Origin of the sequence: Desulforhopalus sp. IMCC35007 (assembly GCF_005116575.1) — a bacterium.
GTDB lineage: Bacteria > Desulfobacterota > Desulfobulbia > Desulfobulbales > Desulfocapsaceae > Desulforhopalus_A.
On the sequence record NZ_SWCN01000014.1, the window covers coordinates 137,574 to 153,211 of the forward strand.

17 protein-coding genes are annotated in these 15,638 nt (G+C 44.8%); 15 read left to right on the forward strand and 2 right to left on the reverse strand.

Features of this window, described 5'->3' with window-relative positions:
* Positions 1 to 2: 2 nt before the first annotated feature.
* On the reverse strand, positions 3 to 977 hold the full coding sequence (locus FCL48_RS15395; protein ID WP_136873224.1) for a LysR substrate-binding domain-containing protein: 975 nt from the start codon (positions 975 to 977) through the stop codon (positions 3 to 5).
* 297 nt (positions 978 to 1,274) lie between these two features.
* Between FCL48_RS15395 and FCL48_RS15400 the strand changes: the two genes are divergently transcribed.
* The 15 genes from FCL48_RS15400 (at position 1,275) to FCL48_RS15470 (ending at position 14,983) form a co-directional block, all read left to right on the forward strand.
* Positions 1,275 to 1,700 carry an NADH-quinone oxidoreductase subunit A gene (locus FCL48_RS15400; RefSeq protein WP_136873226.1) on the forward strand — a complete coding sequence of 142 codons (426 nt, stop codon included), beginning with the start codon at positions 1,275 to 1,277 and terminating at the stop codon, positions 1,698 to 1,700.
* The gene (locus FCL48_RS15405) at positions 1,670 to 2,167 is read left to right on the forward strand and encodes an NADH-quinone oxidoreductase subunit B (RefSeq protein WP_136873228.1); all 498 of its coding nucleotides are present in this window, start codon (positions 1,670 to 1,672) and stop codon (positions 2,165 to 2,167) included. The genes FCL48_RS15400 and FCL48_RS15405 overlap by 31 nt, the downstream gene beginning before the upstream one ends.
* Positions 2,168 to 2,229: 62 nt before the next feature.
* A complete protein-coding gene (locus FCL48_RS15410) occupies positions 2,230 to 2,754 on the forward strand; it encodes an NADH-quinone oxidoreductase subunit C (RefSeq protein ID WP_136873230.1) in 525 nt (174 codons plus the stop codon).
* Complete coding sequence (locus FCL48_RS15415; protein ID WP_136873232.1) at positions 2,751 to 3,869, forward strand: NADH-quinone oxidoreductase subunit D; 1,119 nt, start codon at positions 2,751 to 2,753, stop codon at positions 3,867 to 3,869. The genes FCL48_RS15410 and FCL48_RS15415 overlap by 4 nt, the downstream gene beginning before the upstream one ends.
* Before the next feature lie 12 nt (positions 3,870 to 3,881).
* Entirely contained in the window at positions 3,882 to 4,877 is a 996-nt protein-coding gene (nuoH, locus tag FCL48_RS15420) for an NADH-quinone oxidoreductase subunit NuoH (protein ID WP_136873234.1), read from the forward strand.
* Positions 4,878 to 5,318, forward strand: a complete 441-nt coding sequence (locus FCL48_RS15425; RefSeq protein WP_136873236.1) for an NADH-quinone oxidoreductase subunit I — start codon at positions 4,878 to 4,880, stop codon at positions 5,316 to 5,318. It begins immediately after the preceding gene.
* A complete protein-coding gene (locus FCL48_RS15430) occupies positions 5,315 to 5,851 on the forward strand; it encodes an NADH-quinone oxidoreductase subunit J (RefSeq protein ID WP_240744858.1) in 537 nt (178 codons plus the stop codon). The genes FCL48_RS15425 and FCL48_RS15430 overlap by 4 nt, the downstream gene beginning before the upstream one ends.
* Positions 5,852 to 5,857: 6 nt before the next feature.
* The gene (nuoK, locus tag FCL48_RS15435) at positions 5,858 to 6,184 is read left to right on the forward strand and encodes an NADH-quinone oxidoreductase subunit NuoK (RefSeq protein ID WP_136873238.1); all 327 of its coding nucleotides are present in this window, start codon (positions 5,858 to 5,860) and stop codon (positions 6,182 to 6,184) included.
* Between the two features lie 17 nt (positions 6,185 to 6,201).
* Positions 6,202 to 7,665, forward strand: coding sequence for a monovalent cation/H+ antiporter subunit D family protein (locus FCL48_RS15440; RefSeq protein WP_136873240.1), 1,464 nt, complete (start codon positions 6,202 to 6,204; stop codon positions 7,663 to 7,665).
* Positions 7,662 to 7,916 (forward strand): hypothetical protein, encoded by a 255-nt coding sequence (locus FCL48_RS15445; RefSeq protein WP_136873242.1) that lies wholly within the window; start codon positions 7,662 to 7,664, stop codon positions 7,914 to 7,916. Before FCL48_RS15440 ends, FCL48_RS15445 begins: the two co-directional genes overlap by 4 nt.
* Positions 7,906 to 9,699 (forward strand): Na(+)/H(+) antiporter subunit D, encoded by a 1,794-nt coding sequence (locus FCL48_RS15450; RefSeq protein ID WP_136873244.1) that lies wholly within the window; start codon positions 7,906 to 7,908, stop codon positions 9,697 to 9,699. Before FCL48_RS15445 ends, FCL48_RS15450 begins: the two co-directional genes overlap by 11 nt.
* Before the next feature lie 26 nt (positions 9,700 to 9,725).
* Positions 9,726 to 11,267 (forward strand): NADH-quinone oxidoreductase subunit M, encoded by a 1,542-nt coding sequence (locus FCL48_RS15455; protein ID WP_136873246.1) that lies wholly within the window; start codon positions 9,726 to 9,728, stop codon positions 11,265 to 11,267.
* 36 nt (positions 11,268 to 11,303) lie between these two features.
* Positions 11,304 to 12,716 carry an NADH-quinone oxidoreductase subunit N gene (locus FCL48_RS15460; protein ID WP_136873248.1) on the forward strand — a complete coding sequence of 471 codons (1,413 nt, stop codon included), beginning with the start codon at positions 11,304 to 11,306 and terminating at the stop codon, positions 12,714 to 12,716.
* 102 nt (positions 12,717 to 12,818) lie between these two features.
* Positions 12,819 to 14,060, forward strand: a complete 1,242-nt coding sequence (locus tag FCL48_RS15465; RefSeq protein ID WP_136873250.1) for a M48 family metallopeptidase — start codon at positions 12,819 to 12,821, stop codon at positions 14,058 to 14,060.
* Between the two features lie 158 nt (positions 14,061 to 14,218).
* Entirely contained in the window at positions 14,219 to 14,983 is a 765-nt protein-coding gene (locus tag FCL48_RS15470) for a hypothetical protein (protein ID WP_136873252.1), read from the forward strand.
* A gap of 22 nt (positions 14,984 to 15,005) precedes the next feature.
* On the opposite strand, the gene FCL48_RS15475 is transcribed toward FCL48_RS15470, so the two are convergent.
* Positions 15,006 to 15,218 (reverse strand): hypothetical protein, encoded by a 213-nt coding sequence (locus FCL48_RS15475; RefSeq protein ID WP_136873253.1) that lies wholly within the window; start codon positions 15,216 to 15,218, stop codon positions 15,006 to 15,008.
* Positions 15,219 to 15,638 lie beyond the last annotated feature (420 nt).

A 15,638-nucleotide genomic window follows, 5' to 3' on the forward strand; every position in this document is an offset into this window, starting at 1 on the left:
AACTATTTTTTTTGTGCTGAATGCCGTGCTAAAAGGGACTGTAGTTTCCACGGAGAAGAAAGGCACACTCTGGAATCATCGCAAATACTCATAACATCACAGAAAGAGAGGAACTCGGCCATGGCATCGGATATTTCCAGGTCTGTCCTCTGAATAATTTTCAGCTGCCTCTTCATATCAAGACCGTCAATTTTCAACCCCTTCAGCCAACCATTCTCAGCTTCTCTACAGATACTCAAAGAAGAAAGACAGGTGATACCAACGCCAGACTCCACCCCTCGTTTTACCGCTTCTGGGTGCCCCATCTCCATGACAATATTCACATCATCCATGTACTTTCCAAACTTCTCCCGAATGGTCGCAACCGTTCCGGAACCAGTTTCTCTCATAATCCACTTTTTCCCTTTGAGGTCACGCGTGATATCAAAGGTCTCATTGTGAGCTAGAGGATCCGTAGGACCACAGAGGACGATGAGTTCATCTTCAAACCACGGCCGCCATTGCATCTCATCGTTTTTTGTCAATGGTCCTTCGACAAATCCGACCTCGGATTGTTTCTCTAAAACCAGTTGTTCAGCATACCGGGTATTATAAACCAGAAGATTGACGTGCACATTTGGGTGAACACGCTCAAACGCCCCGATCAGATACGGCAGGATATAATTCCCGAGTGTGGTGCTCGCCACGATATTGATTGTTCCATCAAGCGTGTCATTTCTTTCAGACATAATGGTTTCAATATTGGTCACCTGGCAGGTTATATCTTTGGCCAAAGGCAGAAGAAAACGCCCACGGGCATTTAAGAGCAGGCTTCGACCATGCCTGTCAAACAGGGAGCCACCCAACTGATTCTCAAGTTCCGCTAGGGCCATACTGACAGCAGATTGAGTGACAAATAATTTCTTGCTCGCTTTGGTTACTTGTGCAGTTTCAGCAACTGCAATGAATATTTCGAGCTGTCTTAGAGTTATAGACATTAAACTTCTCCACCTCTATGTTCATTTTTAATGATATCTATTCGTCGCACCCCGTGTTAATACTGAAGGACCATTCATAAATATCATCAATCAGAGACCCAATTAAACCGCAACTATTTCAAGCAGGTACAGGTTCACCAAAATTCCATGCCTGAAATAATTACACATCAATTTATCGTTGACACGCATATAACAATTATTTAATATAAGTCGCGATTAAATAAAAGATAATTATTATAGATTAGCCATTTTGTCTGAGCGTCATACCACTCACTCATTAGCTTGAAAGGAATCAAAATGGAGCCTCAGATCACCGCATTTCTTTACCAGGAGCATGTTCTCTGGATTGCTGCTTTCATCATTGGCGGCCTTTCATTTGCCCTCGGTCCAATCGCCATTGTCTACCTCTTTATGCCGTTGAAAACGCGACAGCTTTCTGACAAAGCTGATCAGTTTATCGAATGCGGAATGGATCCCATTGGAGATAGCTGGATCCGCTACGGAGTTGTTTTTTATCTTTACGCTCTCATTTTCTTAGCCTTTGATGTCGATGTACTGTTTCTTTTTCCCGTTGCCCTGGCATATGACGATGTTATGTTTGCCTCCTCAATTCGGGACTTTATCGAAATAATTCTATTTGTTGGAATATTATCACTCGCAGTAGTCTATGCATGGATTAAGGGAGTATTTAAGTGGGAACGGAAAACGTACCTTCGTCGGTAATTCAATTCGCCCTCGCAGACAAACTCATCAACATCGGCAGGGCCAATTCTCTTTGGCCCCTGACGTTTGGTATAGCCTGCTGTGCTATCGAAATGATGGCTACCGGCTGTGCCAGGTTTGATATGTCCCGATTTGGGGCAGAAGTGTTTCGGCCTTCAGCCAGACAGAGCGATGTCATGATTGTCGCGGGAACCATCACCAAAAAGATGATGCCTGGAATTAAGACTCTCTACGATCAGATGCCTGAACCCAAATGGGTTATGGCCCTTGGCAACTGTGCTATTTCAGGAGGACCATTTGCTTTTGAAGGGCAATACAGTATTGTTCTTGGGGCCGATGAGTTTCTCCCCGTTGATATATATGTTCCAGGCTGCCCTCCTCGTCCTGAAGCCCTGCTGCAGGGAATAATCGAACTTGAACACCTTGTCTCTGACTGGAAAAGATGGAAAAATCCTGAGGCTGCATAACTACAGGAATTGTCTGACCCGCCTTTCCCGTTTTTTGTTAAGGAATTTTGGAGCAATTACAGATGATTTGTGAAGAAACAAAACGTGCCCTGCAAAAACTTTTTCCTGCAGATGAGGTCATCGCTGAAACACCAGAGGAAGCAGTAGATGACTCTGAGAAAAAAGCGAAAAAACCTGTGCCCCGCGCAAACGGCCTGCTTGAACGGGATTATGCCGTCCATGGCTATCACCTTGACGCACAGGTTGCAGCAGATCAGGTCGTTGAAGCTGTAGGAATCCTTGATAAGGCTGATTTTTTCATAGAAAGCATAACTGGAGTTGACTGGATAAAAGACAATCAGCTTGAGGTTATCTACGATTTTTCCAGATATGATTTCGACCTCTGCCGTGTTGTCATTCGTACACGTGTGGACCGCAACAATCCCGAGGTGCCCACCATCACCGAAATATACGCGGGGGCCAACTGGCATGAGCGTGAAACCCATGATTTTTTTGGCATCAAATTCATCGGACATCCCCATCTCATCCCTCTCCTCCTTCCTGAAGATGCGGATTTTCATCCCTTATTAAAGGATTACAAAGCATGAGTTCTCCTATACAACTGAAACCTGACGAGACATTTATTCTCAACGTCGGTCCACAGCATCCTGCGACCCACGGAGTCCTTAGGGTCAAGATGGAAATGAATGGTGAGTACATAGTCAATGCAGAAACCGTTATCGGCTATATCCACAGGATGCATGAAAAAATGGGGGAACTCAAGACATATCCCCAGTTTCTCATGAACCTCAGCCGTATGGATTATCTCGGTGCACTCGGTTACTCCCATGGCCACGTCCTGGTTGTTGAAAAAGCCTCTGGTATCGAAGTGCCCGAGCGCGCGGAATATATCCGTGCAATTATGGTGGAGCTCAACCGTATTGCCTCACATCTTTTCTGGTTTGGTGCCTTTGTCATGGACCTCGGTGGCTTCTCTCCTCTTATGTACGCCCTGCAGGACCGTGAACACATCCTCGACATGCTCGAAGCTGTCACTGGCTCTCGCCTCACCTACTGTTATTTTCGTTACGGCGGGTTGTACAACGATGTGGACGACCAATTTGTAGCATCAGCCCGAAAATTCATCCCCAGGATGCGAAAATCCCTCAAAAAATATCACAAACTTGTAACTGGTAATGTGATTTTCCGCAAAAGACTTGAAGGCATAGCTCCTCTCAGCAAGGAGACCTGTCGTAAATACGGAGCTTCCAGTGCCGTTGCCAGAGGGTCCGGAATTAATTTTGACGTAAGGAAAAACGAACCATACTCGGTGTACCCCGAATTTGATTTTGATATCCCGGTCTATCACGAGTGTGACTCACTTGCCCGCTACAACGTGAGAATGGATGAGATTGAACAGTCTCTTCGCATCATAGAGCAGGGTCTGGACAAGCTCCCGGGTGGTCCGATCATGCCTGAGAAAAAGCCGAAGATAATCAAGCCTCCTGAAGGAGACTACTACCAGGCTGTTGAGACGGCCAGGGGAAGCTTTGGTGTCCGGCTGGTAAGCGACGGAGGAAAAACACCCTACCGCTTAAAACTTCGTTCGCCAACCTACTCCAACATGCACCTTTTTGATGAATCCTGCAGAGGGATGTTGATTATGGATGCGCTTGCATTCATGGGAAGTCTCGATCTGGTTATTCCTGAGATAGACAGGTAAAAGGATAATTTTATGCGCTTAACACTTTTTAATGTCGTTGTTGCCGTCATAATTGCCATTGCATTTGCTGCTGTGAATGCGGCCTACCTTGTCTGGGCAGAACGAAGAGGTGCTGCTCGTATCCAAAGGCGCCCGGGACCCAACATCAACGGTCCCTTTGGCCTCTTGCAACCGCCCCTTGACGGCATAAAGTTAATGGCCAAGCAACTGACCATCCCTGGAGGAGCCGATAAAATCCTGTTCATAGCAGCACCTGTTCTTGCTATGTTTCCAGCGATCATGAGTTTCGTGACGATCCCTTTTAGTGAGAACATTGTCGCTAAAAACATGAACGTCGGTGTCCTGATGATATTTGCCTTTGCCGCCCTCGGTTCCACCTCACTTTTATTTGCAGGATGGAGTTCCAGAAACAAGTATGCAATGATGGCCTCAATCCGGGCTGTCTCCCAGACGGTTGCCTATGAAATCCCTATGTTGATCACGACCATTACAGTTGTCATGATCGCAGGCTCCATGGATCTCATGGAAATTGTCCATCAGCAGAGTGGGTCCATTTTGAGCTGGAATATCTTTCCTTTATTTGGACGGTCCCACAATATTCTGATGCCCATGTCATTTTTGATCTTTTTCACCTGCACCCTTGCTGAAACCAACCGCGCACCTTTTGACCTCGGTGAAGCGGAAAGTGAGCTTGTCGCAGGTTTTCACACAGAATATGGCTCAATGGGCTTTGGCTTATTTTTCATGGGAGAATATGCCAATATCGTCATCGGCTCCTGCATGACAACCATTCTTTTCTTGGGTGGTTGGGGGTGCCCTTTCGGCCTGTTTCCAGGGGTATGGTGGTTTATTATTAAACTCTACCTCCTTATTGCGACCTTTATCTGGATCCGCTGGACCTTCCCACGCACAACGATATACGGCCTTTTGAACCTAAGTTGGAAAATCCTGATTCCACTTTCTCTTTTCAACCTGCTCTTTACCGCAGGACTATTAAAGGTGTTCTAGATGGTGGCTTATTTTAGTGAAATTTATTACGGCCTGATCAGTCTTCTTGAAGGGATGGTTATCACATTTAAGGAATTTTTCAAGCCCACCGTCACGGTCTCGTACCCCTACGAGACGCTCCCTATGTGCGACAGGTTCAGAGGACATGTCGAACTCATCGAAAATGAAGAGGGGCAACCTAATTGCGTTGTTTGCGGCTTGTGCGAGCGCGCCTGCCCTTCGGGCTGCATCTCACTTGCAGGTGAAAAAGCCGAAGGTGAAAAGAAAAAGGTGCTCACAAAATATGTTCTTGATTTCACCAGGTGTTCTCTTTGTGGGTCCTGCGTTGAGGCATGTAACTTCAATGCCCTGACCTTTTCAAAAGAATACAACCTCGCAAGCAGGAGAAAAGAAGATTTTATTTTTGACCTTCTGGGCAGACTGGAGGAACGAAACAGATGAATCAAAGTATGCTCACCCACCCCAATTTATTTACGGTTGAAGGAATGGCTGGTGTTGTCTTTCTCATCCTCATATTTGTCACCCTTACAGGTGGCTTCATTGCCTGCACTTCAAGAAGGGTAGTCCGGGCAATCGCAGGCCTTATCGTCTGCTTTGTCGGAGTAGCCGGGCTCTATTTCTTTCTCAACTCTCCTTTTGTCTCGATGATGCAGCTTCTCATCTACGTTGGAGCGATCGCGGTTGCAATTTCATTTGCCGTGATGCTCGCCGCCCCTGAAGAGAAAAAGAAACTCGGCCCTACCGGGCCCCTTGAAGGTCCCCTTGCTTTTGGCTCAGCGGCCCTTCTTGCCGGTGGATTTTCTGTACTTGTACTTAAAACCAAGTGGCCTGCCATGGCAAAAACCAATGACGGCTCCATAAAAGAAATAGGTATCAGATTACTCACTGAACATTCCATGGTTTTTGAACTTATTTCCATAGTTTTACTCATTGCAATTTTAGGAGCGCTTGTCTTGGCTCGCCGGGAGGATTAACAACAGATGGCAATTCTTGGACTGTATAATAATCTCAGCACCTATCTTATTATAGCGGCATTTCTCTTTGCCATGGGAATTTATGGCATTATCGCCAGGAGAACCTTTATTGCAATGCTTATCGCAGCAGAGATGATCCTGGCAGGAGCAGCGCTGAACTTTATGGCCTTTAACAGATTCACCTCACCGGACCCGGTAACAGGCCAGATATTTACTCTTTTTATAATGGCAATAGCCGCAGCAGAAGCGGCCATTGGGCTCAGTATCGTCATCGCCATCTACCGTCAATACGATTCCATTGACGCAGAAGACGTTGTTCAACTTAAAGGTTAGTCGAGGAGCCAATTTACATGGAATACAAACTTCTGATAGCCCTGCTCATTCCACTTCTTGGAACCATTGGGGTCATGTACAAAGGTGACAACGAAAACCTGAGAGAGGGTATCTCCTGTGTATCTTCTCTTCTCTTGTTGTGTGTTGTCGGCTCCATCGTCCCTCAAGTTCTCGGTGGAAAGACACTCACCCTGCAGATGTTCACCATACTACCTGGGGTTACGGTCACACTAAGGGCAGATGCAATGTCAATGATCTTTGCCCTCGTTGCCTCCTCCCTCTGGACCATAGCAGTTTTCTACTCTATGGGCTATATGCGTGGCCTGAATGAACATGCCCAGACCCGCTTTAATGCCTGTTTCGCTCTTGCCATTTTTGGTGCCATCGGGGTAGCATTTTCAGATAACCTCTTCACCATGTACCTCTTCTATGAAATCGTCTCGATCTGCACCTATCCACTCGTTGCCCATCATCAGGATGAAGAAGGATACAACGGGGCGAGGAAATACATAGTTTACCTGACAACCACGGCAAAGGCCTTCCTGCTTCCCGCGATGATTCTCATCTATGTGCTCACAGGCACCCTTGATTTTGCTTCAAACGCCCATTCAGGAATCTTTCCAGCAGGGGTAAGTAACGTCCTGGTGACTATGCTCTATATTTTTTGTCTGTTCGGTTTTGCCAAAAACGGTGTTATGCCGTTTCATCACTGGCTGCCGGGAGCCATGGTTGCTCCCACACCCGTATCAGCGCTATTACATGCAGTGGCCGTTGTTAAGGTCGGCGTTTTCTGTACCACCCGGGTGATGCTCTACACCTTCGGCACCGATACAATGCATGCTCTCAACCTTGGTATTCCTACTGCATATTTTGTGAGTTTTACTGTACTGGTAGCCTCCATCATTGCTCTATCCAAGGACAACCTTAAAGCACGGCTTGCCTACTCTACGGTGAGTCAACTCTCTTATATTATCCTGGGTGTCGCACTTCTCACCGATCCCGGGATACAGGGTGGTCTCATTCACATTGTCAACCACGCCTTTTCCAAGATCACCCTGTTTTTCTGTGCCGGTGCCATCTACGTTGCCACGCACAAAAAATATATTTCTGAAATGGAGGGCCTTGGAAAAACTATGCCCTTTACCTTTGCAGCTTTTGGCATAGCCTCTCTTTCTATGATTGGAGCACCTCCAGTTGCGGGCTTTATCACCAAGTGGAACCTGCTTATTGGTTCAGTCGAAGCGCACCAACTTGGGATTCTGCTCATCCTCATCGCCAGCACCATGCTCAATGCGGCCTACTTTGCGCCGATTACCTATAAGGCTTTTTTTGGTAAACGCCCGGAGGGTGAACCCTTTACCGGCATAAAAGAAGCACCCTTGTCCATGCTTATTCCAATACTGATAGCTTGTACAATATCGGTACTTCTTGGCATTTTCCCTAACTTCATGTTGCAATTTGTAAAGGCGGTGACAGGATGATAGTAGATCTCATCGATTTCCTGAAAAAACATCAGCAGGCAGTGCAAGTCTATTGCATTATAGCAATCGCCATAATGCTTGTGTGGTCTTTTCTCGGAGTGGATACCCACCATGCGCACACTTGGATGGAGGTACATATTCCAGGATTCTGGTCTCTGTTCACCCTCATATCCTGTGTTGTCCTTATCTACTTTTCCCGGTGGCTCGGTAAAAGTGGTATAGAGACAAGGGAGGATTACTATGACAAATAGTTTTATCCACCCATCTCTCATCCTCATTTTTGGAGCTTTCATCCTCCCTTTCATCAGGGAGCCTTTTAGAAAACTGTATCTGACCATGGTACCGTCTCTGGCACTACTGGCCGTTGTCTTCATCAACATGAATCCCGGCGTCCACGGTGTTGTGAGCTTTATGGGCGGAGACTGGACGCTGACTTTTGGCAGGGTTGACAGTCTCTCCATAATATTTGGTTTTATTATGGCCCTGATGGCGGTCATCGGCACCTTTTATGGATTACACGTAAAAGACAACTGGCAACATATCGCAGCCTGGTTCTATGTTTCAGGTAGTCTTGGTGCAATTTATTGCGGAGACTACCTCGTCCTCTTTCTCTTCTGGGAAATGATGGCCTTCGCCTCGACCTTTCTTATCTGGTTCAACAAGGAAAAAGGGGCTCTGGCTGCAGGATACAGGTATCTTCTAGTTCACACCTTTGGGGGAGTCATCCTGCTACTTGGATTTGTTTTGCGTTACCAGGCTGTGGGCGATCTCTCTTTTGTCCAGCTTGACGAACAGAACACCCATCTTTATACCTGGCTTATTATGGCGGGTCTCATGCTCAATGCGGCTGTCCCGCCATTGCATTCCTGGCTCCCTGATGCCTACAGCAAAGCAACGGTCACCGGTGCTGTTTTTATGTGCGCCTTTACCACTAAAACTGCAATTTACACCTTAGCCAGAGCCTTTGCAGGCTTTGATATTCTGATAGTGCTCGGTGTTGTAATGGCGGTCTACGGTATTGTCTACGCTCTGAGAGAAAACGATATCAGGCGACTGCTGGCATGGGAGATTGTAAGCCAGGTAGGCTACATGGTCTGCGGGGTTGGCATCGGAACAGCTCTTGCAATCAACGGTACCTGTGCCCATGCCTTTGCCCACATACTCTACAAGGGTCTTCTGTTCATGGCCGCAGGTGCAGTGGTTCATGCCACCGGAAAAACGAAATTCACCGAACTGGGTGGCTTATACAAAAAAATGCCAAACACCCTGTTCTTTATGGTTATTGGTGGTATATCCGTCTCGGCATTTCCATTTTTTTCAGGCTTTGTCTCCAAATCCATGATCATCAGTGCAAGTTTTGAATCTCATCTTCTCTGGGTTGGCTTCTTGCTCACTCTGGTGTCCGTGGGCACCTTTCTCGTGGCCGGACTACGACTTCCTTACCTGATCTTTTTTGGAGAAAGCAGATGCAGCGATGAAACACTTGCAAAAGCTGAAGATCCACCATGGAACATGCATATGGCTATGTTAGCTGCGGCCTTTCTCTGTTTTTTTGTTGGCACCTATCTACCATTTCTCTATAACATGTTGCCAAACCCTGAGGTAACCTACAACCCTTATGGAGGGTACCATCTGAGTGAAACATTCCAGATTATCGCCTTCACAGCAATTGCCTTTTATTTTCTTAAAGAAAAAATCGGTGCAAAAGCCACGATCAGTCTCGATCTTGACTGGTTTTACCGGCTCGGCGGACGCGGATTTCTCTGGCTTGCCAAAAATCCTATTCAGTGGCTGGATACTATGTGGGGCATGGCTTACCGGGTTGTTGGCCTCTACACACTTATGACAACCGCTAAGTTCTGGTCATGGTTTGACTGGCATGCAATAGATGGTGTGGTGGACGGCAGTGCCCGTTGCGTTCGAGCGATTGGCCAAAGAGTAACGGTGGTTTTACAAAGGGGTCAGATTCAACAGACAATTTATATCTCTATCACCTTTGCAGCCATACTTTTAATTTCCTTTGTCTGGTTATAATTTTTTGAACTCAAGGACTACTGGTAATGGATCAACTATTGATTAACTCCGGCTTCCCAATTTTGAGTGTGCTTATTTTTCTCCCGCTCATAGGTGCCATCGTACTATTGTTCATAAAGAGTGAATCTCTTTGCCGCAATATTGCATTGGCTACAACTTCTGTAGTCGGCCTATTGTCCATTCGTCTACTTTTCGGTTTTGATACGACTACAGCAAAGTTCCAGTTTGTGGAGCACAAGAGCTGGATAGAGGCATTTAATATTAACTACACTCTAGGGGTTGATGGTATATCCATTCTCCTCATTTTGCTAACAACGTTTATTATGCCTTTTTGTGTCCTCGCCTCCTGGTCATACATAAAAACGAGGGTTCAGGCCTTTATGATCTGTCTGCTCATTATGGAAACCGCGATGCTTGGTGTCTTTGTAGCCCTTGATTTCGTTCTCTTCTATGTTCTCTGGGAAGCCATGCTCATCCCAATGTACATGCTCATTGGCATTTGGGGCGGGCCGCGGAAAATATACGCTTCCATTAAATTTTTCCTTTATACACTTGCCGGATCGATCCTTTTACTGGTCGGAATAATCTGGCTCTACACCGTCAACGATCATAGCTTTTTTATCCCGGACATGATGTGGAAAGATTATGCCCTGTCCTCACAGGTATATCTCTTTATTGCTTTTTTTCTCGCTTTTGCCATCAAAGTACCCATGTTCCCCTTCCACACCTGGTTGCCGGCAGCCCACGTAGAGGCACCAACTGCAGGATCTGTCATTCTTGCAAGTGTGCTGCTGAAAATGGGAACCTATGGTTTTCTTCGTTTTGCCCTGCCTATTACCCCTGAGGCGACCGTTCTGCTCATGCCCTATGTTCTCTGGCTATCCATTGCCGGAATCATTTATGGTGGTTTTACCGCACTTGCCCAGTCTGATATGAAAAAGCTAATCGCCTATTCTTCTGTCGGTCATATGGGCTTTGTTACTCTAGGTATCTTCGTTCTGAACATAGACGGTGTGAAGGGTGCCATCCTGCAGATGATCAACCACGGCATTACAACGGGTGCACTTTTTCTCTGTGTTGGTATGATTTATGAGAGAACACACAGTAGAGAATTACGATCTGCCACTGGGATTGGCAAGTATATGCCAATTTACATTACCTTTCTTGCCTTTTTCTCTTTGTCATCATTTGGTTTTCCCGGGACAAACAGTTTTGTCGGAGAATTCATGATTCTAGCCGGAGCGTTTGAATTTTCCACTTCACAAAACAACTTTCCGTATCTTGCCCTTGCGGCAATCCCCGGAGCTGTCCTTGCCGCAGCTTACATGCTGCGGATGCTCCAGAAAATTATCTGGGGTGGTACTGACAATCCTGACCAATCATGGTTAAGCGATATCAATACGAGAGAAATTGTAACCCTTGCACCATTCCTTTTTTTCGTCTTCTGGATAGGTCTTGGACCACAACCGTTTTTAGACCTTATCCATACAAGTGTATATGAGCTTCTCCAACATTTTGATATCCACCACGGACAGGCAGTGGCGGCAGCTGGGTCAATATTACATTGAGATTCTAATTAAATAAGAACTCGTAAAGGTAACACGATGCTATTTCTACCTGAATTAACTCTTTTAGGCGCTGGGCTGGTTCTCTTTTTTCTCAGCTTAGGACAACCCAGCAGTAGTAGAGTCAAAACAGTGGCAACAACACTTGCCGCTATAACTCTCATTGCTTCGCTGCTTTGCCTGAAAAGTGAAGGAACTCTTTTCTACTCGGCTTATAAAGTGGATCTGTATTCCCAGATATTTAAGGTGCTGATAGCACTTGGTACTTGTGTTATTCTAATTTTCAGCGCAGGAGACAGTGGCGTCAAACAAAAGACCCAGTCAGAGTACTATCTCTTTTTGTTCATGTCCGTCCTCGGGCTCATGATGCTGGTATCCAGTGTTGAATTACTTGCAATTTTTATATCACTGGAACTTTCATCATTTGCTGTATACATCATGGTACCCATGCGTAAGGATGCTCAAAATAACGGTACCCACATAGAAGCCGGTATCAAATACCTTTTGTTTGGAGTCATGGCCACAGGGCTTATGCTCTTTGGCATGAGTTACATCTACGGCCTGACTGGCACAACCCAGCTTCCTCTTATTGCTGAGCGTCTCGCACCTCTTTACACTCAACCCGCTGCAATTATTGCGATTGCTTTGACCCTTGCAGGATTCTTTTATAAACTCGCCCTTTTCCCTCTGCACTTCTGGGTGCCAGACGTGTATGAAGGAGCGTCCAACGAAACCACAGCTTTCATTGCAGCCATACCAAAACTTGCAGCGGTTGCAATACTCATCAGAGTTGTCAATCTGATCAGCGTGGACGGTCAGGTTATTGTCAATCTCCTAATGGTCTGTGCTCTTGCATCTATGTTTTATGGCAATCTTTCTGCTCTCGTACAAAAAGACGTCAAAAGACTTCTCGGATTTTCAGGTATCTCCCATGCAGGATTTGTCCTCGTTGGTCTTCTTACCTTTGACTCCATCGGCTTTGCCACAGCAATATATTATATAACAGGCTATCTTTTTATGAATCTTGCCTGCTTTCTCGTCATCTGCAGAGTTTCAGAAAATGGTAAGAATGTGGTAATTGAAGATTTTACAGGACTCTACAATCGGGCTCCACTTCTCTCTTTAACCCTCGTGATAGGTTTATTTGGCCTTGGTGGTATTCCTCCTTTCGTCGGCTTTACAGGAAAGTTTATGCTTCTGCTCGGAGCCTTCAACAAGGGCTATTACATCCTTGTTATTCTTGCAGCCTTTAATACAGCAATTGCTATTTACTACTATCTCTCGATTGTACGTTTAACCTTTTGTACCGATCCATTGACAAAAGACAAGATGACAACCTCTCTACCAACAAGAGGTCTCGCCATATTTCTCATGGTCGTTATAGTAGTTATGGGTATTTTCCCGTCAACTTTCATCTCTATGGCTTCTCAGTCCGTCAAGCTTCTGATGTAATAGTGTGATTTACAATCCACATCAAACAAGGCTCGTGAGATGTTTTTCAGCGAGCCTTCTTTGTTTCCCACTCAATCCTTTATATTTTTTCTGCAACCCGACATGAATATCTGGCTTATCATTGTTTTAGCTATAATAATATTCTCATTTATATTTGAGACCAGCCTTTCATTGCTCAACATAAAAGCATTATCTCCTGACCTGCCAAAAGAATTTGAGACTGTCTATAATCATGCCGAATACCAGAAATCTCAACAATATACAAAAAATCTGACTATTTTTAGCATTATCGAGAATACCTGGTCGACTCTATTAATCGTCACTTTTATCCTCTGTGGGGGATTTAACTGGATAGACAAGCTTGCACGTCAATGTGGATACGGTGAAATCATAACAGGACTGATCTTCACAGCTATTCTGATCTTCCTCTCTTTTTTGAGCACACTTCCTTTTTCAATATATTCTACATTTGTTATCGAAACAAAATTTGGTTTTAATACAACAACACCAAAGACTTTTGTTCTGGACATACTAAAAGGGGCTTTGCTGGCAATTATCCTTGGAGGTCCTCTGCTCGCCCTCATTTTCTGGTTCTTTCAGGCAACTGGCGTCTATGCCTGGGTCTATTGCTGGATTGGTGTTGTTGCTTTTTCAATTGGAATTCAATTTATTGCACCAGTCGTCATCATGCCCCTATTCAATACATTCACCCCCCTTGAACCGGGAGAATTAAAAGACAAGATATTAGGATACAGTGAACAGGAAAAGTTCAAACTCAATGGCATTTTCACAATGGATGGATCAAAGCGATCTACTAAGCTCAATGCCTTTTTCACAGGTTTTGGAAAGTTTAGAAAGATAGTCTTTTTTGATACTTTGACAAAAGAACTCAGCCCAGACGAAATTGTAGCCGTGCTAGCCCATGAGATGGGTCATTTCAAACTGAAGCATATCATCAAAATGATGGGTCTTTCCATCATTCAGACAGGGTTTATGTTTTTTCTTCTTTCCCTGTTTTTAACAATGCCTGAGGTGTCACAGGCCTTCAGGCTCGAACAACCCAGTATCTACGCCAGCCTTGTATTTTTTGGTTTTCTTTACAGTCCGATAAATCTTTTCATTTCAATCGCCGCCAACATCCTCTCCAGAAAACATGAATTTGAAGCTGATGCATATGCATCTGCCACAACGGGACAAAGCTCCCAACTCATAACCAGTCTTAAAAAACTCAGTCGTGCCAATCTCAGCAATTTAACGCCTCATCCTTTGTACGTGTTTTTTCATTACAGCCATCCTCCATTGCTGCAGAGAATTAATAGACTCTCACCGGGGGTGACAAGCTAACCAGTCCAGATAACGAATTTCAACATTGTACATGAAATAGTGGGTTGATTTTATTGTGCTCACTATGGCATTCTGTTATTATGATTGATAATTTAGCGTAATGACCATTAACTTAACTATTCCAGTTAAAATTATTTTCCATACTTCAGGAGAAAACAATGCAAAACAACAAGTTCAAAACCCCTCTCCTCCAATCAGCAGCGGTTCTTGGGGCTGTTATCGCACTGGTCCTTATTGTCGGATCGTCTGGGTCAAGTTCCGCTGGAGGCAGTATCGTCGCTCTTTTTAGTGGTATAGGTAACGGCATATTGTTTGCTATCGGAATGGCTATCGCTCTGGCGCTTTCCATAGCGATCCTCATAGGCATTTTCCTTGCTGCAGTGGCTATGGTTGACTCCGCTGAGGCTGCAAAAATGTATGCTGGGTTAAAAAAAAACTTCGCAGCCAGCCTGTTAGCGCTTAGTTGCTCATCTTGTAATGAAAACAATGCGACAACCGGCGTATCTGAGGAGGAATATGCAGCAATGAAAGAAGAACTTTTCCAACTACAAGCAAAGAACAAGCAGCTCCACGCTTCGCTGGATTCAATGATGGTTGGTAATGCTGAAATGCAAACCAACGTCAATTCGTTGGATGCAGACAATACTACCCTTAAAGCAAAAGTAGACGAATTAATGGCTACTGTTGGTACTTTGCAGGAATCTGAAGCAAAAATCAATGAAGTCGTAGCTCAACTTTCAAGCAAATTAGAAGACAACAGTGATCAAGAGTTAAAAGATCAGATCAGTGCTCTTGAACAACTGCAAACGTCTACTAAAAAAGAACTTGAAACAATTGGCGCTCGACTGACTGAGGTTGAAACCAATATGAAAAAGGCAGCTACTCCTGCCAAAACAACCAGATCTCGAGCAAAGAAGAAATAGATGCAACGAGAACAGATCATAATCATTCCAGGATATCCTTGTTTGATTTAATTTTACTGCTCCAATAATCAGAGATGAAGAGGCGGTTCACGTCAATCAAGCTCACCACATAATGTGCATAGAAAGGCCACCGGATCTCAGATTCAGTGGCCATTTCTATTTTAGCAAAACTTGTTCCATACCTTTCCTGTGAAATTGCCTTACAGAAGAACTTTTCTGCATTATTGTTTTCCACCAGCTATTCACCAAAGAACAGCGACATAGAAATGAGAATGGTAGATATTAAGAAGAACGGCGGCAAAAAAGATAGCGGTGAGGTGATTTTATTGTTGACCTAATGCGAGTGATCAGCTATTTTGCCGCTCCTTCGTGAGCAACGGGAAAAAGCAACCAGCCTGAACGGCTTGAGAGTTTAAATCTGTTTCTCACAAACGAAAATAAGATAAACTTTTTATTGACATAAGGTTTTAAGTTTATTAGAGTTAGCCGCTCGCCGCGACATAAAGCGCGGGACACTTCGGGAGTTTGGGAGTGTTAAACGATCCTTGAAAACTAAATAACAACACATAAGCAAACGGGCCCAACGTAGTTTTAGCGAACTACAATGGAGCAAGTTTTCGTAATTCGAAAATAGAGCTCTTATATACATAAGCAC

Coding starts and splice junctions, on each gene's coding strand:
- FCL48_RS15395 (WP_136873224.1), bottom strand. CDS start 977: ATGTCTATAACTCTAAGACAGCTCGAAATATTCATTGCAGTTGCTGAA.
- FCL48_RS15400 (WP_136873226.1), top strand. CDS start 1,275: ATGGAGCCTCAGATCACCGCATTTCTTTACCAGGAGCATGTTCTCTGG.
- FCL48_RS15410 (WP_136873230.1), top strand. CDS start 2,230: ATGATTTGTGAAGAAACAAAACGTGCCCTGCAAAAACTTTTTCCTGCA.
- FCL48_RS15415 (WP_136873232.1), top strand. CDS start 2,751: ATGAGTTCTCCTATACAACTGAAACCTGACGAGACATTTATTCTCAAC.
- nuoH (WP_136873234.1), top strand. CDS start 3,882: ATGCGCTTAACACTTTTTAATGTCGTTGTTGCCGTCATAATTGCCATT.
- FCL48_RS15425 (WP_136873236.1), top strand. CDS start 4,878: ATGGTGGCTTATTTTAGTGAAATTTATTACGGCCTGATCAGTCTTCTT.
- FCL48_RS15430 (WP_240744858.1), top strand. CDS start 5,315: ATGAATCAAAGTATGCTCACCCACCCCAATTTATTTACGGTTGAAGGA.
- nuoK (WP_136873238.1), top strand. CDS start 5,858: ATGGCAATTCTTGGACTGTATAATAATCTCAGCACCTATCTTATTATA.
- FCL48_RS15440 (WP_136873240.1), top strand. CDS start 6,202: ATGGAATACAAACTTCTGATAGCCCTGCTCATTCCACTTCTTGGAACC.
- FCL48_RS15445 (WP_136873242.1), top strand. CDS start 7,662: ATGATAGTAGATCTCATCGATTTCCTGAAAAAACATCAGCAGGCAGTG.
- FCL48_RS15450 (WP_136873244.1), top strand. CDS start 7,906: ATGACAAATAGTTTTATCCACCCATCTCTCATCCTCATTTTTGGAGCT.
- FCL48_RS15455 (WP_136873246.1), top strand. CDS start 9,726: ATGGATCAACTATTGATTAACTCCGGCTTCCCAATTTTGAGTGTGCTT.
- FCL48_RS15460 (WP_136873248.1), top strand. CDS start 11,304: ATGCTATTTCTACCTGAATTAACTCTTTTAGGCGCTGGGCTGGTTCTC.
- FCL48_RS15465 (WP_136873250.1), top strand. CDS start 12,819: ATGAATATCTGGCTTATCATTGTTTTAGCTATAATAATATTCTCATTT.
- FCL48_RS15470 (WP_136873252.1), top strand. CDS start 14,219: ATGCAAAACAACAAGTTCAAAACCCCTCTCCTCCAATCAGCAGCGGTT.